Origin of the sequence: Rhodococcus sp. PSBB066, assembly GCF_017068255.1 — a bacterium.
Classification (GTDB): Bacteria; Actinomycetota; Actinomycetes; order Mycobacteriales; family Mycobacteriaceae; genus Rhodococcus; species Rhodococcus aetherivorans.
The window spans coordinates 239,316-261,750 of the sequence record NZ_CP070859.1 but is presented as its reverse complement, the minus strand read 5'-3'; the positions used below and the strand labels follow the sequence as shown (position 1 = coordinate 261,750).

General features: G+C 63.3%; 21 protein-coding genes, 1 tRNA gene and 2 rRNA genes. 21 read left to right on the top strand and 3 right to left on the bottom strand.

Annotated features, from left to right (window positions below; genetic code table 11):
* Window positions 1–3 precede the first annotated feature (3 nt).
* Window positions 4–678 carry a helix-turn-helix domain-containing protein gene (locus JYA75_RS01240; protein ID WP_203329606.1) on the top strand — a complete coding sequence of 225 codons (675 nt, stop codon included), beginning with the start codon at window positions 4–6 and terminating at the stop codon, window positions 676–678.
* Between the two features lie 4 nt (window positions 679–682).
* On the opposite strand, the gene JYA75_RS01235 is transcribed toward JYA75_RS01240, so the two are convergent.
* The gene (locus JYA75_RS01235; RefSeq protein ID WP_050034523.1) at window positions 683–1,069 is read right to left on the bottom strand and encodes a VOC family protein; all 387 of its coding nucleotides are present in this window, start codon (window positions 1,067–1,069) and stop codon (window positions 683–685) included.
* A 94-nt stretch (window positions 1,070–1,163) separates the two neighbouring features.
* Here JYA75_RS01235 and JYA75_RS01230 point away from each other — a divergent pair, with 94 nt between their 5' ends.
* Together JYA75_RS01230 and JYA75_RS01225 are read left to right on the top strand one after the other, a co-directional pair.
* Window positions 1,164–2,351 carry a DNA polymerase III subunit delta' gene (locus JYA75_RS01230; RefSeq protein WP_203329605.1) on the top strand — a complete coding sequence of 396 codons (1,188 nt, stop codon included), beginning with the start codon at window positions 1,164–1,166 and terminating at the stop codon, window positions 2,349–2,351.
* A gap of 65 nt (window positions 2,352–2,416) precedes the next feature.
* Window positions 2,417–2,492: transfer RNA gene (locus JYA75_RS01225), tRNA-Thr, on the top strand.
* Between the two features lie 65 nt (window positions 2,493–2,557).
* Here the strand turns inward: JYA75_RS01225 and JYA75_RS01220 are convergent.
* Both JYA75_RS01220 and JYA75_RS01215 read right to left on the bottom strand, forming a co-directional pair.
* A complete protein-coding gene (locus JYA75_RS01220) occupies window positions 2,558–3,811 on the bottom strand; it encodes a tyrosine-type recombinase/integrase (protein ID WP_203329604.1) in 1,254 nt (417 codons plus the stop codon).
* Window positions 3,808–4,428: a helix-turn-helix transcriptional regulator gene (locus JYA75_RS01215; protein ID WP_203329603.1), complete on the bottom strand. Its 621-nt coding sequence runs from the start codon at window positions 4,426–4,428 to the stop codon at window positions 3,808–3,810. The genes JYA75_RS01220 and JYA75_RS01215 overlap by 4 nt, the downstream gene beginning before the upstream one ends.
* A 108-nt stretch (window positions 4,429–4,536) precedes the next feature.
* Between JYA75_RS01215 and JYA75_RS01210 the strand changes: the two genes are divergently transcribed.
* From JYA75_RS01210 to JYA75_RS01125, 18 genes are all read left to right on the top strand, one after another.
* Complete coding sequence (locus JYA75_RS01210; RefSeq protein ID WP_203329602.1) at window positions 4,537–4,743, top strand: DNA-binding protein; 207 nt, start codon at window positions 4,537–4,539, stop codon at window positions 4,741–4,743.
* Window positions 4,743–4,973 (top strand): hypothetical protein, encoded by a 231-nt coding sequence (locus tag JYA75_RS01205; protein ID WP_203329601.1) that lies wholly within the window; start codon window positions 4,743–4,745, stop codon window positions 4,971–4,973. Before JYA75_RS01210 ends, JYA75_RS01205 begins: the two co-directional genes overlap by 1 nt.
* The gene (locus JYA75_RS01200; protein WP_203329600.1) at window positions 4,973–5,347 is read left to right on the top strand and encodes a hypothetical protein; all 375 of its coding nucleotides are present in this window, start codon (window positions 4,973–4,975) and stop codon (window positions 5,345–5,347) included. Before JYA75_RS01205 ends, JYA75_RS01200 begins: the two co-directional genes overlap by 1 nt.
* 161 nt (window positions 5,348–5,508) lie before the next feature.
* Complete coding sequence (locus JYA75_RS01195) at window positions 5,509–5,832, top strand: hypothetical protein (protein WP_203329599.1); 324 nt, start codon at window positions 5,509–5,511, stop codon at window positions 5,830–5,832.
* A gap of 119 nt (window positions 5,833–5,951) precedes the next feature.
* Window positions 5,952–6,539, top strand: coding sequence for a DnaB-like helicase N-terminal domain-containing protein (locus JYA75_RS01190; RefSeq protein ID WP_203329598.1), 588 nt, complete (start codon window positions 5,952–5,954; stop codon window positions 6,537–6,539).
* 17 nt (window positions 6,540–6,556) lie between these two features.
* Window positions 6,557–7,609 carry an AAA family ATPase gene (locus tag JYA75_RS01185; protein WP_203329597.1) on the top strand — a complete coding sequence of 351 codons (1,053 nt, stop codon included), beginning with the start codon at window positions 6,557–6,559 and terminating at the stop codon, window positions 7,607–7,609.
* A gap of 149 nt (window positions 7,610–7,758) precedes the next feature.
* Complete coding sequence (locus JYA75_RS01180; protein WP_203329596.1) at window positions 7,759–7,950, top strand: hypothetical protein; 192 nt, start codon at window positions 7,759–7,761, stop codon at window positions 7,948–7,950.
* 632 nt (window positions 7,951–8,582) lie between these two features.
* Entirely contained in the window at window positions 8,583–8,900 is a 318-nt protein-coding gene (locus JYA75_RS01175; RefSeq protein ID WP_203329595.1) for a hypothetical protein, read from the top strand.
* A 21-nt stretch (window positions 8,901–8,921) separates the two neighbouring features.
* Window positions 8,922–12,248: a hypothetical protein gene (locus JYA75_RS01170; RefSeq protein WP_203329594.1), complete on the top strand. Its 3,327-nt coding sequence runs from the start codon at window positions 8,922–8,924 to the stop codon at window positions 12,246–12,248.
* A 4-nt stretch (window positions 12,249–12,252) separates the two neighbouring features.
* Complete coding sequence (locus tag JYA75_RS01165; RefSeq protein ID WP_203329593.1) at window positions 12,253–12,516, top strand: hypothetical protein; 264 nt, start codon at window positions 12,253–12,255, stop codon at window positions 12,514–12,516.
* Window positions 12,513–12,680, top strand: a complete 168-nt coding sequence (locus JYA75_RS01160; protein WP_203329592.1) for a hypothetical protein — start codon at window positions 12,513–12,515, stop codon at window positions 12,678–12,680. Before JYA75_RS01165 ends, JYA75_RS01160 begins: the two co-directional genes overlap by 4 nt.
* Window positions 12,681–12,713: 33 nt before the next feature.
* Window positions 12,714–13,328 (top strand): hypothetical protein, encoded by a 615-nt coding sequence (locus JYA75_RS01155; RefSeq protein WP_203329591.1) that lies wholly within the window; start codon window positions 12,714–12,716, stop codon window positions 13,326–13,328.
* Entirely contained in the window at window positions 13,325–14,095 is a 771-nt protein-coding gene (locus JYA75_RS01150; RefSeq protein ID WP_203329590.1) for a phage minor capsid protein, read from the top strand. The genes JYA75_RS01155 and JYA75_RS01150 overlap by 4 nt, the downstream gene beginning before the upstream one ends.
* An 18-nt stretch (window positions 14,096–14,113) precedes the next feature.
* Window positions 14,114–14,587: a hypothetical protein gene (locus JYA75_RS01145; RefSeq protein WP_203329589.1), complete on the top strand. Its 474-nt coding sequence runs from the start codon at window positions 14,114–14,116 to the stop codon at window positions 14,585–14,587.
* Window positions 14,584–16,047 (top strand): terminase family protein, encoded by a 1,464-nt coding sequence (locus tag JYA75_RS01140; RefSeq protein ID WP_203329588.1) that lies wholly within the window; start codon window positions 14,584–14,586, stop codon window positions 16,045–16,047. Before JYA75_RS01145 ends, JYA75_RS01140 begins: the two co-directional genes overlap by 4 nt.
* Before the next feature lie 718 nt (window positions 16,048–16,765).
* On the top strand, window positions 16,766–16,963 hold the full coding sequence (locus tag JYA75_RS01135) for a hypothetical protein (protein ID WP_029547229.1): 198 nt from the start codon (window positions 16,766–16,768) through the stop codon (window positions 16,961–16,963).
* 497 nt (window positions 16,964–17,460) lie between these two features.
* Window positions 17,461–18,982 (top strand): 16S ribosomal RNA (locus JYA75_RS01130).
* 293 nt (window positions 18,983–19,275) lie between these two features.
* Window positions 19,276–22,413: ribosomal RNA gene (locus JYA75_RS01125) — 23S ribosomal RNA — on the top strand.
* The 16S and 23S rRNA genes sit together here, the layout of an rRNA operon.
* The last annotated feature ends 22 nt before the right edge of the window (window positions 22,414–22,435 follow it).

Sequence of the window (22,435 nt, the reverse complement as noted above, 5' to 3'; positions counted from 1 at the left end):
CGTGTGTACCGCGAGGCGGCGTCCGGCATACCCGGCGTGCTCGTGTGGACGGCGACGAGGACCGCGGGTACGGCCGGAACGTCCGTGCTGCCCGACGGCTGCACGGATCTGATCTGGCACGAGGACGGCTTCCTGGTGGCAGGACCGGATACCCGCGCCCAGTTCTCCGACCTGGGCACCCGCCGGGACCTGACCGCGGTGCGGTTCGGTCCCGGGGTGGGGCCGGCGGTGCTCGGGGTGGACGCGGCCGAGCTGCGCGACGCGCGCGTACCGCTGGACCGCATCCGGCCCGAGGCGCACGTTCGTCGCCTGGTGTCGGCCGCGGAGTCCGACCCGCTCGGTGCGCTCCTGCACGAGACGCGGCGCCGCCTGGACGGCGTCGACCGCAGCGTCGAGACGGGCATCGCGTCGCAGCTCGGCGCCGGAGCGTCCGTCGCCGAGGTGGCGACGTCGATGGGTTGGAGTGCGCGGCGGTTGCACCGGCACGAGCTGCGGGTCTACGGCTACGGTCCGAAGACGCTGGCGCGCGTGCTGCGATTCCGTCGCGCGGTCGGTCTCGCGCGCGCCGGCCGGTCGTTCTCCGACGTCGCGGCCGAGTGCGGTTTCAGCGACCAGGCCCACCTCGCACGGGAGGTACGCGCCCTCTCCGGCGTTACGCTCGGCGCGCTCGTTCGCTGAGCGGTCACGCGGGCAAGGCCGCGAACAGTTCGATGCTGTGCCCGTCGGGATCGTGCACGCTCGCATACCGCTGCTTCCAGAACGCGTCCCACGGTTCGAGCACGCTCGTGCATCCCGCCTCCAGCAGGTCGCGGTACGTCGCGTCCACATCCGCTGGTGAACCACAGTCGAACGCGAGTGCAGGACCACCGGTGCCCGGCCGGAAGCCCGGATGGAAGGTCCGGACCGACTCGAGGGTGTCCCACGCCAGGCGGAGCCCGCCCGGCAGCGTCGTCTCGTAGTGCGGTTCGTCGGAGCCGGCGGGCAGGTCCAGCCCGAGGCGGCGATAGCAGTCGAAGGAACGGGTCATGTCGGCGACGACGAGCCCGACCAGCGCGAGTTGTGCAGTCATGACGGTGACGCTAGGCCGCCGCGACGTCGCCGTCTTGAAGGTTTCGGACGGCCGACGCACCGGCCGCGTCGGAGCCGGTCGCTACGCTGAGGCCATGCCCGGTGTCTTCGAACGTCTCGTCGGCCAGCGCGACGTGGAGACCGAACTGACCGCCGCGGCCACCGCCGCGCGCGGGGGCGGAGCCGGTTCTCGGATGACGCACTCGTGGCTGTTCACCGGGCCCCCCGGCTCCGGGCGGTCGATCGCCGCCCTCTGCTTCGCCGCCGCCCTGCAGTGCACCGACCCCGCGGCACCGGGCTGCGGTCACTGCCACGCGTGCAGCACCACCATGGCCGGCACCCACGGCGACGTCCGTCGGGTGATCCCCGAGGGGCTCACGATCAGCGTCAAGGCGATGCGCGACATCGTCCGGACCGCCTCGCGTCGCCCGAGCACCGGGCAGTGGCAGGTCGTGGTGATCGAGGACGCGGACCGGCTCACCGAGGGCGCCGCGAACGCGCTGCTCAAGGTCGTCGAGGAACCGCCCGAACGCACGGTGTTCCTGCTGTGCGCGCCGTCGATCGATCCGCAGGACATCTCCGTGACCCTGCGCTCGCGATGCCGGCACGTCGCACTCGTCACGCCCAGCCCGGACGCGATCGCCCGGGTCCTGCGCGAACGCGACGGGCTCGACGCCGAGACCGCGAGCTGGGCGGCGTCGATCAGCGGCGGCCACGTCGGCCGTGCCCGGCGTCTGGCCACCGACGAGTCCGCCCGCGCCAGCCGGCGGCGTGCGCTGGATCTGGCCGACGCCGTGCTCCGCCCCGCGACCACCTACACCGCCGCAGACGAGCTGGTCCAGCGTGCCGAGGCCGAGGCGAAGGAGATCAGCGTCGCGCGCGACGAGCGCGAGACCGAGGAACTCCGGACGGCTCTCGGCGCCGGTGGCACCGGTAAGGGCGCCGCCGGGGCGCTCCGCGGTGCGGCCGGCGTCCTCAAGGACCTCGAACGCACCCAGAAGTCCAGGCGCACGCGGACCGAGCGCGACATCATGGACCGCGCCCTCATCGATCTGGCCGGTCTCTACCGGGATGCGCTGGCACGTTCCCTGGGCGCTTCCGGCACCGCCAACCATCCCGACATGGCCGAGCGTGCCTCCGACCTGGCTTCGCGGGCCCGGCCGGAGGCGTTGCTGACCTGCATCGAGGCGATCCTCGAATGCCGTGAGGTTCTCGCACAGAACGTCAAACCGCGCTTCGCGGTGGCCGCCATGGCGGCCCGGCTGAGCTCGGCATTCCGGTAGGCGGCGAGGGGTGGTTTGCATTGGACAGGGGGGTAGGCGCTAAACTCGTGCGCGCCGTCAGGCACGCTGCCTTAGCTCAGTCGGTAGAGCATTTCACTCGTAATGAAAAGGTCGCGAGTTCGATTCTCGCAGGCAGCTCCAACGGGGAAGCCCCCTCACCTGGGACAACAGGTTGAGGGGGCTTCTTTGTGTTTGGTGAAAAGGTTCTAGACCAGCGATTCCGGTCGCAGTTCGGTCGCACGCCGCGCAGCACGCTCACTCCGAAGCTCGGCAGCGGCAGCGTCCAGCACCCCGCCGAGAGCGTCGGCAGCGGCATGGGCAGCCTCGGGGGAGAGGTGGCCGTACAGGTCCGCCGTGATCGACACCTGGGAATGACGGAGCGTCTTGGACACCAGGGGCAGGGGGACACCGTTCTGCAACATCAACGAGGCGGCGAGGTGCCGGAGGTCGTGGAGCCTGACGAGCGGCAGGCCGGCAGCCTCGGACAGAGCATGGAACCGCTTCAGCACGTATTCGGGCCGGAGCATCGCACCGTTCTCGCGGGCGAACACTAGGTTGTCGTCTTCGTACGCTTCTCCCCACAACGTCCGTTCTGCCGCCTGATTGGCCCGCTGACGCTCGAACACCGCGACCATGCGGGTAGACAACCCCACCCAGCCGGCGGACGCCTTGGTCTTGGGGGCACCCACCACCAGCTTCCCTTTGACGTCGGTGACGGAGCGGCGGACGCGGAGGATGCGGTTGTCGAGGTCGACGTCTTCCCATTGGAGTGCGAGCACTTCGCCTCGGCGGAGGCCGGTGCCGATGAGGATTTCGAACAGTGGGGCGAGCCGGTCGGGGGTGCCGGCGTTGATGTGGTCGAGGAATTGGGCGGCTTGTGCTGCTGTCCAGGGTTGCCGTTCGGGTGCCCGGTAGGCGGGGGCCTGGACGTGTTGGGCGGCGTTGTGGGTGAGCCGTTTGTGGCGGACTGCGTCGGAGAGTGCGGATCGTAGAACGGCGAGGATGCTTTTGATGGTGGAGGGGCCGCGGCCTTCTTCGATGAGGGTGTCTACGAGGCGGACGACGTGTTCGTGTCGGAGTTGTTCGAGCCGGATGGTGCCGAGGTGGGGGTTGATGCGTTTGTTGACGAATTCGGTGTAGCCGAAGTGGGTTCGCGGTTTGAGGGTGTGACGTTTCTCACCGAGCCATCTGGTGAGGTATTGGGCGACGGTCTCCCGGTCGTCGGTTTTGACGGAGGAGTCGACTCGTTCGTGGACTTTCTTCAGTTCGGCTTGGGCTTCGCGTTTGGTGGCGAACCCTCCGCGGCGCATGGTTTTGCGTTTGCCGTCGAGGCTGGGCAGGTCGACGGCGAAGCTCCAGGTGCCGTGTTTGTCGTCGGTGGTGAGTTGGGGGCAGTTGGTGCCGAGGGGCCGGCGGTTGGTGTCGACGCAGTGGCAGCGTCGGTAGATGCGACCCTTCATCGGCCCAGCTCCGTGTCTACGGTGAGACCGAGTTCTCTCATCTGTTCCTCTACTTCGCGAATCTGTCGATCAAGGTCTGTGAGGGATTCGAGGAAGCCCTTGGGCGGGGCGGCGTTCTCGTACAGACGTAGGAGCGTGTCGCGCATCTCACCGCGGCGCTCGCTGAGTGATGTCCGCTGTAGGAGCAACTCCATGGGACGACGGTTGTTCTCAGCGGTCTTGTACTGCTGTTCGATGTCCCCGAACGGCTCCCAGCCGAGAAAGAGGGACGTAACGCCTCCGAACCATTTGGCGGCGGATCCGGATTCGATAGGCACTGCGTCCGGGTGATGGGCCGGCAGAAGGTTGACGCCACCACCTGGGACGTCCGGATATACAAGCAGGACTGGCGGTACTTGCAGCGCACGCGCAAGGACTATGAGTTCTGTCACATCGAGTTTGCCCCGTCGATGACCGTTTTCGATCTTTGCGATCGCCACCCGGTTCAGGGGGAATCCCAGTTCTTCGGTCAATGTGGCTAGTTGAGCTGCTGTTATGCCAGCGCGTTGGCGATACGTCTTAACGGCCCGTCCGATCCGACTGGCTGTCTCTTGTGCCCACTCGTCACTGTTCTGCATAGGAACATAGTAGACGAGATTATGCAGATTGTGGAACACCATGTGCTACTGTTCTGTCATGGAACATTCGTATCGGAAATGTTCCCCGAGGAGTAGCAGGAGGCAGTGGTGTCGAAGGTCGTCAAGGAACTGTTGGAGGGCGGGCCGACGTGCTCGCTGGTGGATGCAATCAAGGCCCTCGGTATCAGCCGGGGTCACGGCTATGCGCTCGCAAGGTCCGGCGAGTTCCCGGTCAAGGTGCTGCGGCTCGGCACGACCTACCGCGTTGTGACTGCGGACTTACTGCGTCTCCTCGACCTGGACGAGGTGGCGTGATGCGTGACACCAACATCCGCGTGGACGTAGCCCCGGACGACGCGCCCTTGCAGTTCTCTCCGGACTGCATGGACCCGATCCTGGAATGGCGAGGCCAGATGGGCTGGGTGCTGCTGTACGTGGAGGCAGACGGTAACAACAGCGACTACTACCTCGGTGGCGCTCTTGACGATGTGGAGTGGGCGCTTCGCGAAGCACGTGCCCACCTTGCGGATGTGGAGTTGGCCTGATGAGCGCATCTGACATCCCCGGAGAGAACAACCAGAGCAAGGAGATCAACGTGTCTGCTAAGAATCCCGCCCGCCTGATGATCGAGAGCTACCTCGGGATGCTCACCGGAGACAAGATCGAACCCGGTAACGATGCGCTCACCGCGAAGGTTCAGGCCAAGTTCGACGCATGGTGCACGGATCACGGCTTGAACCGTGACGACGAACTGGAAACCTCAGCCGAGATGGCGGGCCTCACGGTAAACGAGTACGCCTGGCTGCTCGACTACTTCGTGTCGGACGGCGAAGCCGATGACGTAATGCAAGCCGACCTCAACATCATCTATTGGATCTGCTCGGCGGCAGCCGCATACGGATCGCGAGAGGCGGCGTGATGGCTTCCTGGTTTTCCTCGGGTTCTGTGCGTGAGGTCGAGATCGTAGCGAAGGACGACCGCATCGAACTGCGGTTCGGGCCAGTGTCGATCCACCTATCGCCGGCGGAAGCGCGCCGGTTCCACAAGAAGCTGTCAACGATTGTCGAGGAAGGGAAGTAGATGAGCGCCGAAACTAGGGTCGAGGTCGCCGCGGGCCAGTTCTTCGTGGAGGAGTTCGGGCCGGGTGAGCTGCTGATTACGAGCCGCCCGGTGACGTTCACGAGCGACGGGTGTGGATACGTCGTGAGCGTCCCGTACTACCTGCGCAGCGAGGACGCTGGCTTGATGGAAATCGAGATGGTGGGTCCGGTGGCGGGCCGGAACTTCTCAATCCTGGAGATTGAGCGGCAGGCGAAGGCCCTCATCCAGGTACAGGCGTTCTACGACGCCCTTTCCAACCAATTCCCGTTCATGGTCGAGGAGTACTGGAACAAGCTCGATTGATGTCGCGGCCGGGACGTAACTGACCCGCAACCGGATGCGTCCCGGCCCCCGCTTCTAGGAGGTTCATGGCAGAGCACACCCCCGGCATTTCGTAGCTCGGGGATTCCCTGGAGGTTCGTATGACCCCCATAACGACGGAAGCGCCGGCCCCGCAACGGCCGACGCTCCCTGAGACTCAAGAAGTCTCACATCACTACGTTCAGTCTACGGCATCGACGCATGCCGTTCAACCCGCTGGCTATGCGGACGGCACGGCAGCACAGGCATTTCTGTGCGCGGCGATGTTCTCACCTCCGACCGATGTCGCCGAGGTGTTGGCGTTCGTTGCGGACGAGGACTTCGAGAAGCCTGCGCAGCGACTGATTGTGGAGGCCCTGCGCGCTCTCGCTGCTGTCGGCCATTCCACGGATGCGGTGTCGGTGGGCGACTGGCTGACCCGCAACGGTCGCATCAACGCTGACACCCAACACGAGCTGACGTGTGCGGTGACGGCAGGTTCGAACACTGCGGCACTGCGCACCTACGCGGCTTGTGTTGTCGCGGAGGCGTTCCGGGAAGCGTACGCATCGCTTGGTGAGGCGCTGCTCGAGTCTGCTGGCGTCATGCCCGAACACGACCTCATGCCGCAGCTTGTCGAGGGCGGCACCCGGATGCGTACACACCACCGTCGCCTTCAGGGCCTTCGCGGCCACGACACCCAAAATTGAATACGGAGCCCCCCGACATGTTTGACTCTTCTAAGTTCGACAAGTTCCTCGCTGAGACCGGCGCCTTTACCGGCGACTGGCTGAATGTGCAGGAGTTCCCCGCCATGCAGTGGACCGTCCCCGGCATCATCCCCGAGGGCTTCGGGTTGCTGGTGGGTGCGCCGAAGATGGGCAAATCGTGGTTCGCGCTGGATGTTGCGCTCCGCAAGTCCGCTGGTGGACGCGTGCTGGGTGCTATCGACTGCGAACCGGAACCGGTGCTGTACTTGGCGCTGGAGGACGGGGAGCGTCGATTGCAGGGCCGCAGTCGGCATCTGTTGGGCGAGAACGGTCGGATACCCTCCGGTCTCACGTTCCTTACGAAGGTGAATCCGGTCGACCTCGTTCCCAGGATCGAGGAGTTCCTTGAGTGCTATTCGGATCGTTCCCCGCTGGTCATCATCGACACTCTCGGCAAGGTGATGCCGGCGGCACGTCCCGGTGAGAGCGCATACGAGCGGGACTACCGTTTCGGCGGGAAGCTCAAGGAAATCTCGGACCGTTTCGTGGGGTCCACGATCAAGGTGGTTCACCACACTCGGAAGGCCGCTGCGGAGGACTTTGTCGAGGCAACGTCCGGTTCGAACGGACTGGCTGGCTCCGCTGATTTCGTGCTGGTCTTGAATCGTCGGCGCACGGAAACGGATGCGGTCTTGTCGGTGACGGGCCGGGACGTCGTCGAAGCCGAGTACGCAATGAGCACGGACAATGGCCGCTGGTCCCTGAAGGGCGAGAGCCTGGAGGAGGCGGCTGCCGCTGCCGTGGAAGCGAAGTCCACGTCCGGTGTGGGAGATCGCTCGGCGGAGATCATCGCGTTCGTCTCCAAGCATCCGGCGGGTGTGGCGGCGAAGGCGGTGTCCGAAGCGTTGGACCTGCCCGATGCGAGGCGCTACCTGGCGCGGCTTGCGGAGACTGATCGGCTCCGCAAGGTCGGTCGCGGCTTGTACGGGCCTGTCCCAAGTGTCCCAATGTCCCATTCGGAAGCACGGACGAACGTGTGGCTCGGTTCGGGTGAACCGCTCGACCTCTGATCGCTGACGATCGGGGGTTCGTGTTGGCCGCGAACCCCCGATCCTCCCTCTACGTATGTGTCCCAACTGTCCCATTGTCCCAATCGAGTGACCTGCTTCCGCGCTTTGGGACACATGGGACACATGGGACACCCCCCTAAGGAGCCCTCGTGAAGATCCGTACTCCTCATCTCGACGTTGCTACGGCATGGTTCTCCGAGCCCTGCAAGCGCTGCGGCGTCGACGCGACCTGGCACGTCAAAGTCCAGTCGCCTCGTTTTTCCACGTCCGCTTTTTTCTGTGGGCAGCACGTGCCGAACGCCGCTCTCGACCAGTACCTCACCAACCTCGCCGCCGTATAGCGATCGCCTCGAAGGGTGGGGCTGGAAACGTCGGCCCCACCCTTCCCTATGCCCGAACCCTTTTTCGTTCGCTCATGGGCAAATCGGGCACCATTACGAACCCCTCTGGGAGAATCATGCCGAAACTCTTGCGCATCACCACCACGTCCGAACAGTCCGCAATCGATCTATCCGGACGCATCAACTGCGACCACTGCATATTGCAGCGCGAATTCCTCCGCACCCGTGACGGTGTAATCCTCACCATTGCGCACGAACGCGACTGCCGACAAATCTTGCATCAACGGAACTAGCGGAGTGTTGTTGCATAGCCCTGCTAAGCTAGATGCATGGGATAAGTGTCCCCGAAATACGGCTCCGAATCATTACGGTTCGGGGCCGTTCCCATGCCAGGACAAATGAGGGGGTGAAACCTTCCCGTGGCAAACCGCAACATCCAACCCGAACCACCGCGACTTATTTCCGTACCCCGTGCCGCAGCACGAATCGACGTCAGTGAACGATTCCTGCACAACCTGATCGAGGCCGGTCGTCTCCGCGCCTACAGCATCCCCGGCGCCCGCTGTACCCGAGTTCGGGTCGAAGACGTCGACCAGCTTTTCGTCACCAGCGACGACGCATGAGGAGAGCGCATGGATTTTGACGCCACCGGCAATAACCTCGAAGACATGCTGTCCAGCTCACCGGGCGTCCGGGACTGGCTGCACGAACTCGCCGAACTCGGCGCCGACGATTGGTCGATCCGTTCAAGGTGGCGCAGTGGGTTCAACGCTACCCACGTCGAAGCCTCTACCGATCACAGCGCCGGCGGCGACTACGAATCCACGATCTACGCCTCAGGGCATTACGCACGCTGGCGTGAACACGGCACCCGATACAACGCACCCGAACGCGTTATGTCGGACTACCTCCGGTCGATCGATCCGGACGCGGACATAAACAACCCGTAGCCAGGGTTAGGACAATTGAATATGGCAGAGACATTCCACGCGGGAACGGCGTACGCCACAATCAAACCCCGCCTCGATCCCAACTGGAAACGGTCGCTGAAAGAGCGCATCGAAGACCGGCGGAACGACCCGAACGCAACCGTAGAGGTCAAACCCACACTCGGATCGCTCACCAATTTTCGGCGCGAACTCGACACCACGCTCTCCAAAATCAACGGCAAAGTGGATGTCACGGCCCGACTCACCGGAATCGGCGACCTCCGCAGCGAACTACGTAATTCTTTGAAGTCGGTTCGCGGCGATGTCGAGGTCACCCCCAAGCTCGCCGGCATCGGCCAATTCAAGACCGAGCTGCGGAACCGTCTACGCACCGGCCTGCCCGCTGCCGAGGTCGGGGTCACCCTGGACTTCACACGGGCACGTCAGCAGCTTGCAGCGTTCCGAGCCGCCACACCGGACCTTCACATCAACCTCGATCTCGATACGGGTGGTGCCACTGCGGGCATGGCGGGGATGATCGCCCAGGCTGCGGCACTTCGCGCAGCGCTCAACGGCATCAACCTCGGTGGCTCCGGTGGTGGTGGGCTCGGCGGTTTAGGTGGTGGCGGTGGTGCCGCAGCATCCGCAGCCGGCGGAATGGGCTCGATGCTGCCGATGATCGGGGCAATTGCGGCTCTCGCCCCGGTGGCATTGGGCGCGGTCGGTCAGCTCGGCATCGGCATGTTGGGCTTGGGGGCTGCGGCAGGTCCGGCACTCGCCACCATCGCCCTCGGTTTCGAAGGCATCAAGACCGCGGCACAGTCCATCCAACCCCAGTTCGATGCACTCAAGACGCAGGTCAGCGACGTTTTCGCTAGGGAGATGGCGCCGGCGTTCGAGTCAATCGGCTCCCTCATGGAATCCCTCGGCCCCGAGATGGAGGGGATCGCCTCCGGAATCTCCGGGCTGTTCACTGGTGTGACGGATGCGTTGACCGGTCCCGGATGGGACTCGCTTCAGGAGCTGTTCGGATCGATTCCGCAGTTCCTGTCCGCAATGGGTCCGGGCCTCAACGACTTGGTTGTGGGATTCACCGACCTGGGTCTCGCTGCCGCGCCCGCAATGGAGGCGATGGGCGCCGGTCTAGGCGATGTCCTCGGCGAATTCGGGCAGGCGCTCACCGGCCTCATGGAATCCGGCGACCTCACCGCCCTGTTCGAGGGCTTCGGTCAGGCACTCACCGGGTTCGGTCAGCTCCTCGGCCCGCTCGTCACCATGCTCGGACAGCTCGGCGCAGAACTCGGCGGATCGTTGGGTGGGCTGTTCGCGCAGTTCGGGGAGATTTTCACCCAGCTCACACCCGCGTTCCGGGAGATCGTCGGCGTGGTGGGTCCGGTCCTGGTCGACACGTTCGCGGCTCTCGTCCCCGCTATCGGTCCGCTCGGACAGGCGTTCGCCTCATTGGTGTCCGCTGTGGCCCCGGTGCTGCCGCTCATCGCCCAGTTGGTCGGCAACGTCGTGTCCGCCTTGGCGCCGGCACTGACGGTGCTGCTCGACGCGCTCGCCCCCGTAATCGAGTCGATGGTCGCGCAGCTTCAGCCGGTGATTCAGCAGCTGGCACCGATCCTCGCCCAGGTGGCGATGACCATTGCGGAAGGACTTGCCGCGGCGTTCCAGGCGATCGCCCCGTCACTGCCGCTGCTCGCCGAGTCGTTCGGTCAGATCGTCCTCGCGATCGCCCCGTTCCTGCCGCAGCTCGCCCAGATCATCTCCGAACTGCTGCCGCCGCTGCTCGGCTTGTTCAACGACCTGGTGCAGACCATCCTGCCCCCGGTCACCGAAGGTTTGACGTGGCTCGCTCAGAACGTGCTGCCCCTCGTCATAACCGCCGTCACCGACCTTGCCCGCTCGTGGGGCGAGAAGATCGAAACGGTTCGGCGGGTGTTCGGTGAGGCGAAGGACTTCATCGGTGGTGCCGTGGATGGCATCGTCGGGTTCTTCACGGGCATGGGCAGCTCGATCGCCGGTGTCTGGGACGGTGTGGTCGCCAATGTGAAGACTGCGGTTCGTGCCATCGGCGACCTGTTGCAGCGGGTGCCGACGAAGATCGGTCCGATCCCGGTTCCCGGTGGTCAGGGTGCCCGCGACCTCGGGGCGAAGCTGAGCGAGTGGGCACAGAACAACGCCGATGGCGGGTTCATCACCGGCCCCGGAACCGGCACCTCGGATTCGATCTTGTCGTGGCTGTCCAATGGCGAGTTCGTGGTTCGTGCCGCCGTCGTCAAGGATTGGCTGCCGTTCCTCGAAGCCCTCAACTCGGGCAAGCTCCCCAAGTTCGCCACCGGTGGGCACGTCGGATTCGACCGTGAGGGTGCAATCTCCAAGGCACAGGCGCACGACGGGGAACCGTACATCTACGGCGGTCTGGATTGCTCCGGCTACCTGTCCGCGGTGTTCAACGCCGGCACCGGGCAGAACGTGCGGTTCGTCACCGGCTCTGACTTCGAGGCGATGGGATGGGTTCCCGGCTTCGACCCGAACGGTTTCTCGATCGGCACCGATAAGGGCGTCGGGGTGAACGGCCACATGGCGGGCACCCTGTTCGGGGTCAACATCGAGTCCGACGGATCGAACGGCATCCAGTACGGTCGCACCGCAGACGGGGCGCTGGACTTCCCGTTCGTCTATCACTGGCCGGGTGCCAGTAGCGGCGACAATCCCAGCTCGGAGGCGGTGCAGGGCCTCGACTACGGGACCGGTGACGCCGGCAACGGATTGGACTACAGCGGCGGCAACGGGCCTTCGTCGTGGGCGCCGATCCCCCCGACCAGCGGAGGCAGCACAAGCGGCACAAGCGGCACAAGCTCGTCCGGAACGAGCGCACTCACGTCGCAGACCACGACCGGCCCGGTGCCTGTCACGGTCACCAATTGGCCCGCCGTCCTCGGTGCCGCTGACGGCATCATGCAGCGTATCCGCGAGCACGCCCCCGCCCTCACGGGAATGTTCGACTCCGGAACCACCACCGGGGGAGCGTCGGCACTTCCGTTCCCGGCTACGGGAAGCGCACCCACCGCCGACCCCACCCCCGACATGCCGTGGTACATGACCGCCGATCCGGTCGGAACCCTCGCAGCCCGCGCCGGCAACCTCGCGCAATCCCAGGCGCAGGGTTGGGGGGACTACCTCAAAGCCTCGTGGCCCGAAATGCTCGAAACCGCTGTTGGTGTCGCAGGCGTCGGAGGACTGCAAGCCGGAATGACCATCAACGGCAACGTCGGTATGGGGCCACGCGAACTGCAAGCCGTCCAGCAACGCCACGACGCGCGTGTCATGCGCGCCGCCAAACGAAGCGTCCTCGGGAGATAACACCATGTCAGAAGCAACCTGGTCCATCGACGAAAGCGACATGCGCCGCGCCTGCGCCGCACAGCTCCACTTCGCCAACACGGACGTCCACGGCATCGCGGAGATCATTCGGGAAGCCGTCGAATCCGATCGCACCCTCGCTCTTGTGTGGGCGCTGCTCCAGCTCAACGACACCATGCTCGCCGTCACCTATGAGAACGGCGGTGCGCAGAAAGCCCTCCAACAGTTCGCCCTCAGCCTCGCCGCAGCCGAAGGAGACCCCAAGTGACCGACCTCAACGACAACGCAATTGCCGACACCCCCACCACGACCGGTACCGAAGACTACTGGTCGTACATCGAGCGGCTGGCGGATCGGAACCGGCAACGGTACGAATCCGCTGCCGCCATCGAAGAAATGATCCTTGCAGACCGCGCACGCCGCGGACACTGAAAATAGTTACACCACAACAGAATAGAGAAAAACGTGACCTCGATTCGCCAGAAGCTCGCAGAACTCCGCAACCTCGCCCGCGAAGGCGCACCTATCGACGCCGCCCAGCTGGTCGCCCTTGAAACCGAGGTGGCCGCAGAGGACAAGATCGCCGCACTCCGCGCCGAGGGGGAAGCCGCCCGCGCCGCCGAGGCCACCGAGCGGGAACGCCTCGCCCGCCGCGCCCAGGCCACCATCGACGCCCGCGACACCCTCACCGGCGCCCGCGAACGCATCGCCGCAGCAAACACCCGTGTCGCCCAGGCTCTCGCCGAACTGGACGACGCCTGCACCGGCTACCGCGAAGCGATCAACACCGCCGCTAGCACCCTCAACACCGCCGGCTTCCCGGTGTGGAACCGCTCGACCTACGCGCCCATGCCCGTCGACCACCCCGACTTCGACACCGAGGTTCACCCCATCATCGCCAGCGGTAACGACCGGTACCACGTGCAGCTCGACGGCACCCTCCACCAGCCCGTAGACGCCGGCTACGTCGCACTGTGGGCATCCCGCACCAGTCCGGGCGTGTGGGACGGCCTCCACCACTGGAAGCGCGACAAGAACACCTACCCCCTCACCGCGCCGCTCCCCGAGATCGCCGAGTGAGCCGACTCCTCGACCGGCTGTGGCGTTGGGTCGACACCCTCGTCGCAGCCGTCACCCGCTCCTACGACTGGGTGCAAACCACGGTGGCTGAGCGCCTGCGCGAAACGCTTCGCGCAGGGCTCGGCCAGCCCCTCACCGACGACCAGTACCGCCAGCAACTCAACACCGCCGTCAACAACTACCAGCGGTGGCTGCGGCGCCTCGTCCGCACCCTCAACGCCCGCACCCCGAACACCGTCGCCGGTGCATTCGCCACCCTCCGCGCCGAACTCAACCTCACGTTTCCCCGCACCGTGGAACAAGAGATGGTGCAGTACCTCACCCAGGTCCACGCCCGCATCGTCACCAACCACCAGCACGTGCGGAGCCTCATCAACCGGGTACTTGCCAGCAACCCGCAAACCCCGGCAGAACGGCAAGCCGCCGTCGATCACATCCTCCGCATCGCCGAACGTGAAGGCCACGACCTGTACGTCACCGACTCCCGCAACCGCCGCATCCCCATCAACGTATGGGTGCGCCGAGCCGTCGACGGGCACGCCGCGAACCTCGCACTCGGCGCCTACCAACGCGCAGCACAAGCCGCTGGCCTTGACCTCGTCAAAGTAACGTCACATGACGGAACGTGCCCCAAGTGCGCACCCTGGGAAAACCGCACCCTGTCCCTCAACGGCACCACAAGCGGATACCCCACCCTCACCCAAGCCCGCGCCGGCGGACTCTTCCACATTTCCTGCCGCCACGGCCTCACACCCACAACTCCATAACGCACCCCGGGAGGTTGCATGTCCGACCTCGAACCCCACAACAACAACCGCCCCGCGTGGCAACGCCCCCCGTTCGAGCCGCAGCACACCAAAAGCCTGAAACACGGCATGTGGAGTCGCAGCGACCGGTTCATCTCCGTGCGCATGGCCGAGCTCGTCAACGAAGCCCGCGACACCTGCGACTACCTCAACGACCCGTCCTACGAGGCAGCCCTCGTCGACTGGGCACGCACCGAAGCCCGCATCGAACAAGGCGAACGGTGGCTGGCAGAAACCGGCGGTGACCTCGGACCCAACGGCGGCATCAAACCCGCCGCGAACTATCTGCTTCGTCTCCAAGCCCACGCCAACAAGGTCCGGGAACGCCTCGGACTCGACCCCGTGGCCCGCGCCAAGATCACCAAGGATCTAGCCCAGGCACGCCGCGACGACCACCACGTCAAAGACATCGTCACGGTCCTCACCGAAGCCGCCGAGGAGGGCGACCAGTGACCACCACAACGCTCTCCACGGTCGCCACCGACCCGATCCTGTTCGCCCAGCGAGTCCTCAAAGCCGACCTGTTCCCGTATCAGCGGCAGGTCGCACAATCCACGGCCCGCCTCCGGGTGCTGTGCGCAGGCCGCCAGTCCGGCAAGTCCGAAATCCTCGCCGTGTTGGCACTCCACACCGCCGTGACCAAACGCAACGCCACCGTTTACATCATCAGCGGCGGCGAAAAAATGGCCGAAAAGCTCCTCGCGAAGATCACCAAGATGGCCCGCAAGGCAGGACTCGAAGCCGGCATCGTCGGAGACCTCAAGAACGTCCTCAGCTTCACCAACGGCTCCACCATCGAAGCCGTCCCCACCTCCGAAGCCCGCATCCGAGGCGAAACCGTCGACCTGTTGATCCTCGACGAATCCGGACTCATCTCCGACGACATCTGGGACGCAGCATGGGGCACCACCATCGCCGCCCAACCCGCCGGACGCACCATCGCAGCCGGCACCCCCTGGGGTGGACGCGACCACTGGTACCGCAGCAACTTCGAGCGTGGCCTCAAGCACCCCGACGACTCGGTCGAGTCCTTCACCTGGACCTCGTACGATTCGCCGCTAGCCGACCGGGCAGCCCTCGAAGACCGCAAACGAGCCCTACCAAGCGACAAGTTCCGGCGTGAGTACCTCGCCGAATGGGCCGACGAAACCGGCAGCTTCCTCACCACGGAAGAACTCAACGCGAGCACCGTCGACTACGTCTACACCACCGACACCACACCCACGCCCTACACCAACCAGCCCGCAGGCGGACACGTCTACGCCGGCATCGACTGGGGCATGTCAGACCTCAACGTCCTCGCCTGCGTCGGCACCCTCGACGACCACGGCGGACTCAACGAACACCGCGAACACGACCCCATCTACTTCGTCGCCCACATCGAAGGCCACCAACAGATGCCCTACCAAGACTTTGTGGATCGCATCTGGACAGTCGGCACCCACTACAACATGCGGCACGTCATGAGCGAAACCAACGGTGTCGGTGGACCCGCCACACAGATGCTCAACGCCACCCGCAAGAAGCGCCTCAACACCCTCCAGGGCCGACCCCAAATCCACCAGATCCACACATCCGCCCAGTCCAAGACGGCAAACTTCGGCCAACTCAAGGTGCTCTTACAGCGCCGGCAACTCATCCTCCCCAACCACGGCCCCCTCCTCAAAGAACTCAACAACCTTCAGTACACCGAGTTGCAGCATGGCAATTTGAAGATCGAAGTACCAGCCGGCATCGGCCACGACGACCACGCAGACGCCCTCAGCCTCGCAGTCGGCGCCATCACACGCCGCAACCGCCGCATCCACCGCCAAACCCACACCAACGCCATCCCCCGCTACTGGCATGGCACGAAACTCCACACCCTCGACGACGGCACACAAATCCCACACCTGCCCATGACCCTCGATTGACCAGGGGTACGCACATTCCCGTACCCCCGAAAACCCGCAACCATAACCCTGCGGGATACAGACCAACCCAACCATTGCCCCCGAAGCAACACACCAGCCGTGGCAACGAACACCACACCTCAACCCTTTTCCTGGGATCGGAGGAGAAGGGCTGAGAGGAGTCGCGTCACGGGGTGTTGGTGGCCCGCCTGGGTTTGTGCCATGGTTTGTAGCATTGCCGCGCGCGTGAACCGTGGTGCTCGGCACTGTGGTTGCCGGCCGATCCGGTCGCATTCCGGTCGCAGACTGCGTGAGACCGGTCGCCTCGCGTTGGCACTGCCTGAACGTGAAATGCGGTTTGACCTGCGTTGATGGCATCGGGTGCGACTTGACGTCACGGCTCTAATAGCACTCGTAATGAAAAGGTCGCGAGTTCGATTCTCGCAGGCAGCTCGGAGCGACGAAGGCCCTTCACCCGGAAGACGGGTGGAGGGCCTTCGTCGACCGGGGGACCCTTCCGGTCCGCTCGCCCACGACGAAGTCGCCCGCCGGCGCCCTCCGTGCCGGATGATGGCACGTGTGCTTCTGGAAATTTTCTCGATCGTTCTGATCGTCGGCGCCCTGGTCGTTCTCATCCCCACCGCGATGCGCGTGTTCCGCCGGCGCGACGACGACCACTAGGTCGGTCTTCGCCGCTCGGCACCCCGCTCGGGCGGCGCCCCCTCAGTACACTCGACTTATGAGTGAGTCGTTGAAAGAGCGGGTGCGAGCGAAGATTCTGCGCCAGCGCGGCGAAGACGGCGGGCGCCCTCTCGGTGACGCCGAAGGGGACAACCCCCGGCTCATCGACATCGACCTCGACCTGGCGCTGCTGGAGCAGGCCGCCGAGGGCGATGCCGTCGTGGAGGAGCTGGCCGTGAAGTACTGGGTGCCCTGACTCGGCGCAGAAAAGCGGTCTGACCAGGCGATTTGGTGAGAGCGCAATGTTCACGTAACTTATTCCAGGTCAGAGCGACACGGACACCGACCCGGCCCGCAGGGGCCCGGGACAACGAGGTTGGACGCAGGCGCCTGATTGTTCGGTTCGGAATCTTCTGGTAGGGTTCTGGGCCGTTGCCGATCCCACCGAGCGCGTCGGGTTTGTTTTCGCCGGGTGGTGTGGGTAGGCTGGAACGGTTGCCCCGGAGCGCCGCGGACCTCGGTTCGTGGGTGATGGTGTGTGCGTGTTCTTTGAGAACTCAACAGTGTGCCGATGAATGTCAGTGCCAAAATATTTTTGGTGCGACCGCCTCTCTTTTCGGGGGGTGGTTGTTGCTGGCTGCCGCATTCTTCCGTCTGTGGTGGTCAGTGTTTTTTTGCTGGTTTGAGTTTTTTGCTGGTGATTTGGCTCGATGTCTATGACTGATCGGCCCTTCGGGGTTTGATTGTGAGTCTTCAACGGAGAGTTTGATCCTGGCTCAGGACGAACGCTGGCGGCGTGCTTAACACATGCAAGTCGAACGATGAAGCCCAGCTTGCTGGGTGGATTAGTGGCGAACGGGTGAGTAACACGTGGGTGATCTGCCCTGCACTTCGGGATAAGCCTGGGAAACTGGGTCTAATACCGGATAGGACCTCGGGATGCATGTTCCGGGGTGGAAAGGTTTTCCGGTGCAGGATGGGCCCGCGGCCTATCAGCTTGTTGGTGGGGTAACGGCCCACCAAGGCGACGACGGGTAGCCGGCCTGAGAGGGCGACCGGCCACACTGGGACTGAGACACGGCCCAGACTCCTACGGGAGGCAGCAGTGGGGAATATTGCACAATGGGCGCAAGCCTGATGCAGCGACGCCGCGTGAGGGATGACGGCCTTCGGGTTGTAAACCTCTTTCAGTACCGACGAAGCGCGAGTGACGGTAGGTACAGAAGAAGCACCGGCCAACTACGTGCCAGCAGCCGCGGTAATACGTAGGGTGCGAGCGTTGTCCGGAATTACTGGGCGTAAAGAGCTCGTAGGCGGTTTGTCGCGTCGTCTGTGAAAACCCGCAGCTCAACTGCGGGCTTGCAGGCGATACGGGCAGACTTGAGTACTGCAGGGGAGACTGGAATTCCTGGTGTAGCGGTGAAATGCGCAGATATCAGGAGGAACACCGGTGGCGAAGGCGGGTCTCTGGGCAGTAACTGACGCTGAGGAGCGAAAGCGTGGGTAGCGAACAGGATTAGATACCCTGGTAGTCCACGCCGTAAACGGTGGGCGCTAGGTGTGGGTTTCCTTCCACGGGATCCGTGCCGTAGCTAACGCATTAAGCGCCCCGCCTGGGGAGTACGGCCGCAAGGCTAAAACTCAAAGGAATTGACGGGGGCCCGCACAAGCGGCGGAGCATGTGGATTAATTCGATGCAACGCGAAGAACCTTACCTGGGTTTGACATACACCGGACCGCCCCAGAGATGGGGTTTCCCTTGTGGTCGGTGTACAGGTGGTGCATGGCTGTCGTCAGCTCGTGTCGTGAGATGTTGGGTTAAGTCCCGCAACGAGCGCAACCCTTGTCCTGTGTTGCCAGCAATTCGGTTGGGGACTCGCAGGAGACTGCCGGGGTCAACTCGGAGGAAGGTGGGGACGACGTCAAGTCATCATGCCCCTTATGTCCAGGGCTTCACACATGCTACAATGGCCGGTACAGAGGGCTGCGATACCGCGAGGTGGAGCGAATCCCTTAAAGCCGGTCTCAGTTCGGATCGGGGTCTGCAACTCGACCCCGTGAAGTCGGAGTCGCTAGTAATCGCAGATCAGCAACGCTGCGGTGAATACGTTCCCGGGCCTTGTACACACCGCCCGTCACGTCATGAAAGTCGGTAACACCCGAAGCCGGTGGCCTAACCCCTCGTGGGAGGGAGCCGTCGAAGGTGGGATCGGCGATTGGGACGAAGTCGTAACAAGGTAGCCGTACCGGAAGGTGCGGCTGGATCACCTCCTTTCTAAGGAGCAACTCCCGTCGGTGGGTCACACAGGTGACTCCGCCACGGGCAGAGCCATTTCGGATTCACACGTAATCCGGTGGTGCTCATGGGTGGAACGCTGACAGTCATCACCGCGCGGGAAGGACCCGAGTGTCCTTCTGCGGTGGTTATATCGGTGCACTGTTGGGTCCTGAGAGAACACGCGAGTGTTTTGTCAGCGACGATGATCGGGAACGAAGGGGTTGTTTCTTCTTCCGGTACCGGTTGTTGTGTGTTGTTTGAGAACTGCACAGTGGACGCGAGCATCTTTGTTGTAAGTGTTTATGAGCGTACGGTGGATGCCTTGGCACCAGGAGCCGATGAAGGACGTGGGAGGCTGCGATATGCCTCGGGGAGCTGTCAACCGAGCTGTGATCCGAGGATTTCCGAATGGGGAAACCCAGCACGAGTGATGTCGTGTTACCCGCGCCTGAATATATAGGGCGTGTGGAGGGAACGTGGGGAAGTGAAACATCTCAGTACCCACAGGAAGAGAAAACAACATGTGATTCCGTGAGTAGTGGCGAGCGAAAACGGAAGAGGCTAAACCGGATACATGTGATACCCGGCAGGGGTTGTGTGTTCGGGGTTGTGGGGTTCGATGTGTCGGTGCTGCCGCGCCGGCCGACAGTGAGAAATCGCCTGTGTTAGTCGAAATGGTCTGGAACGGCCTGTCGTAGAGGGTGAGAATCCCGTAGACGAAAACGCGGTGACTGTCGATTCGAATACCCGAGTAGCAGCGGGCCCGTGAAATCTGCTGTGAATCCGTCGGGACCACCCGATAAGCCTGAATACTCCCTGGTGACCGATAGCGGACTAGTACCGTGAGGGAAAGGTGAAAAGTACCCCGGGAGGGGAGTGAAATAGTACCTGAAACCGTGCGCTTACAATCCGTCGGAGCCTTCGAGCAGTTTGGTCTGCTGGGGGTGACGGCGTGCCTTTTGAAGAATGAGCCTGCGAGTTAGTGGCATGTCGCGAGGTTAACCCGTGTGGGGTAGTCGTAGCGAAAGCGAGTCCGAACAGGGCGTCTGTAGTGGCATGTTCTAGACCCGAAGCGGAGTGATCTACCCATGGCCAGGGTGAAGCGACGGTAAGACGTCGTGGAGGCCCGAACCCACTTAGGTTGAAAACTGAGGGGATGAGCTGTGGGTAGGGGTGAAAGGCCAATCAAACTCCGTGATAGCTGGTTCTCCCCGAAATGCATTTAGGTGCAGCGTCGCGTGTTTCTCACCGGAGGTAGAGCTACTGGATGGTCTAGGGGGCCCACAAGCTTACCGAAATCAGCCAAACTCCGAATGCCGGTGAGTGAGAGCGCGGCAGTGAGACTGCGGGGGATAAGCTTCGTAGTCGAGAGGGAAACAGCCCAGATCGCCGGCTAAGGCCCCTAAGCGTGTACTAAGTGGAAAAGGATGTGGGATCGCTGAGACAACCAGGAGGTTGGCTTAGAAGCAGCCACCCTTGAAAGAGTGCGTAATAGCTCACTGGTCAAGTGGTTCTGCGCCGACAATGTAGCGGGGCTCAAGTACACCGCCGAAGCCGCGGCACTCACATTAGCCCGCTCGTTCCCTGCGGGGGGCGAGCCAGGTGTGTGGGTGGGTAGGGGAGCGTCGTGCAGCCGGGGAAGCGCCGGAGTGATCCAGGTGTGGAGGCTGCGCGAGTGAGAATGCAGGCATGAGTAGCGAAAGACGAGTGAGAAACTCGTCCGCCGAATGACCAAGGGTTCCTGGGCCAGGTTAATCCGCCCAGGGTGAGTCGGGACCTAAGGCGAGGCCGACAGGCGTAGTCGATGGACAACGGGTTGATATTCCCGTACCCGTGTGAACGCGCCCCTGGTGAATCATCGGTACTAACCGTCCAAAGGGTGATCGAGTTCCTTCGGGAGCCGAGAGCCTGCTGCACGGGACCTTCGGTGGTAGTAGCCAAGCGATGGGGTGACGCAGGAAGGTAGTGGGGCCGGTCAGTGGTTGTACCGGTGTAAGCCCGTAGGGCGTGACACAGGCAAATCCGTGTCGCACACAGCCTGAGAGGTGATGCGTAGCCGAATGAGGCGAATTCCATGATCCTATGCTGCCGAGAAAAGCCTCTAGCGAGCTTTCACACGGCCCGTACCCCAAACCGACACAGGTGGTCAGGTAGAGAATACCGAGGCGATCGAGAGAACTGTGGTTAAGGAACTCGGCAAAATGCCCCCGTAACTTCGGGAGAAGGGGGACCAGTCCCGGTGACCGGACTTGCTCCGTGAGCCGGGGGTGGTCGCAGAGACCAGAGAGAAGCGACTGTTTACTAAAAACACAGGTCCGTGCGAAGTCGTAAGACGAGGTATACGGACTGACGCCTGCCCGGTGCTGGAAGGTTAAGAGGACCGGTCAGCGGAGTTCACTCCGCGAAGCTGAGAATTTAAGCCCCAGTAAACGGCGGTGGTAACTATAACCATCCTAAGGTAGCGAAATTCCTTGTCGGGTAAGTTCCGACCTGCACGAATGGCGTAACGACTTCTCTGCTGTCTCAACCACAGACTCGGCGAAATTGCACTACGAGTAAAGATGCTCGTTACGCGCGGCAGGACGAAAAGACCCCGGGACCTTCACTACAGCTTGGTATTGGTGTTCGGTTCGGTTTGTGTAGGATAGGTGGGAGACTGGGAAGCCCGCACGCCAGTGTGGGTGGAGTCGTTGTTGAAATACCACTCTGATCGTATTGGACCTCTAACCTCGGACCCTGATCGGGTTCAGGGACAGTGCCTGGTGGGTAGTTTAACTGGGGCGGTTGCCTCCCAAAATGTAACGGAGGCGCCCAAAGGTTCCCTCAGCCTGGTTGGCAATCAGGTGTCGAGTGCAAGTGCACAAGGGAGCTTGACTGTGAGACCGACAGGTCGAGCAGGGACGAAAGTCGGGACTAGTGATCCGGCACCGGCATGTGGAAGCGGTGTCGCTCAACGGATAAAAGGTACCCCGGGGATAACAGGCTGATCTTCCCCAAGAGTCCATATCGACGGGATGGTTTGGCACCTCGATGTCGGCTCGTCGCATCCTGGGGCTGGAGTAGGTCCCAAGGGTTGGGCTGTTCGCCCATTAAAGCGGCACGCGAGCTGGGTTTAGAACGTCGTGAGACAGTTCGGTCTCTATCCGCCGCGCGCGTTAGAAACTTGAGGAAGGCTGTCCCTAGTACGAGAGGACCGGGACGGACGAACCTCTGGTGTGCCAGTTGTCCCGCCAGGGGCACGGCTGGTTGGCTACGTTCGGAAGGGATAACCGCTGAAAGCATCTAAGCGGGAAGCCTGTTCCAAGATGAGGTTTCTCACCCCCTCGAGGGGGTAAGGCCCCCGGCAGACCACCGGGTTGATAGGCCGGAACTGGAAGTGCGGTAACGCATGCAGGTGACCGGTACTAATAGGCCGAGGACTTACCACAAAGAAGCTACGCGTCCACTGTG

Coding starts and splice junctions, on each gene's coding strand:
- JYA75_RS01235 (WP_050034523.1), bottom strand. CDS start 1,069: ATGACTGCACAACTCGCGCTGGTCGGGCTCGTCGTCGCCGACATGACC.
- JYA75_RS01230 (WP_203329605.1), top strand. CDS start 1,164: ATGCCCGGTGTCTTCGAACGTCTCGTCGGCCAGCGCGACGTGGAGACC.
- JYA75_RS01220 (WP_203329604.1), bottom strand. CDS start 3,811: ATGAAGGGTCGCATCTACCGACGCTGCCACTGCGTCGACACCAACCGC.
- JYA75_RS01215 (WP_203329603.1), bottom strand. CDS start 4,428: ATGCAGAACAGTGACGAGTGGGCACAAGAGACAGCCAGTCGGATCGGA.
- JYA75_RS01205 (WP_203329601.1), top strand. CDS start 4,743: ATGCGTGACACCAACATCCGCGTGGACGTAGCCCCGGACGACGCGCCC.
- JYA75_RS01200 (WP_203329600.1), top strand. CDS start 4,973: ATGAGCGCATCTGACATCCCCGGAGAGAACAACCAGAGCAAGGAGATC.
- JYA75_RS01195 (WP_203329599.1), top strand. CDS start 5,509: ATGAGCGCCGAAACTAGGGTCGAGGTCGCCGCGGGCCAGTTCTTCGTG.
- JYA75_RS01190 (WP_203329598.1), top strand. CDS start 5,952: ATGACCCCCATAACGACGGAAGCGCCGGCCCCGCAACGGCCGACGCTC.
- JYA75_RS01185 (WP_203329597.1), top strand. CDS start 6,557: ATGTTTGACTCTTCTAAGTTCGACAAGTTCCTCGCTGAGACCGGCGCC.
- JYA75_RS01175 (WP_203329595.1), top strand. CDS start 8,583: ATGGATTTTGACGCCACCGGCAATAACCTCGAAGACATGCTGTCCAGC.
- JYA75_RS01170 (WP_203329594.1), top strand. CDS start 8,922: ATGGCAGAGACATTCCACGCGGGAACGGCGTACGCCACAATCAAACCC.
- JYA75_RS01165 (WP_203329593.1), top strand. CDS start 12,253: ATGTCAGAAGCAACCTGGTCCATCGACGAAAGCGACATGCGCCGCGCC.
- JYA75_RS01145 (WP_203329589.1), top strand. CDS start 14,114: ATGTCCGACCTCGAACCCCACAACAACAACCGCCCCGCGTGGCAACGC.
- JYA75_RS01135 (WP_029547229.1), top strand. CDS start 16,766: ATGAGTGAGTCGTTGAAAGAGCGGGTGCGAGCGAAGATTCTGCGCCAG.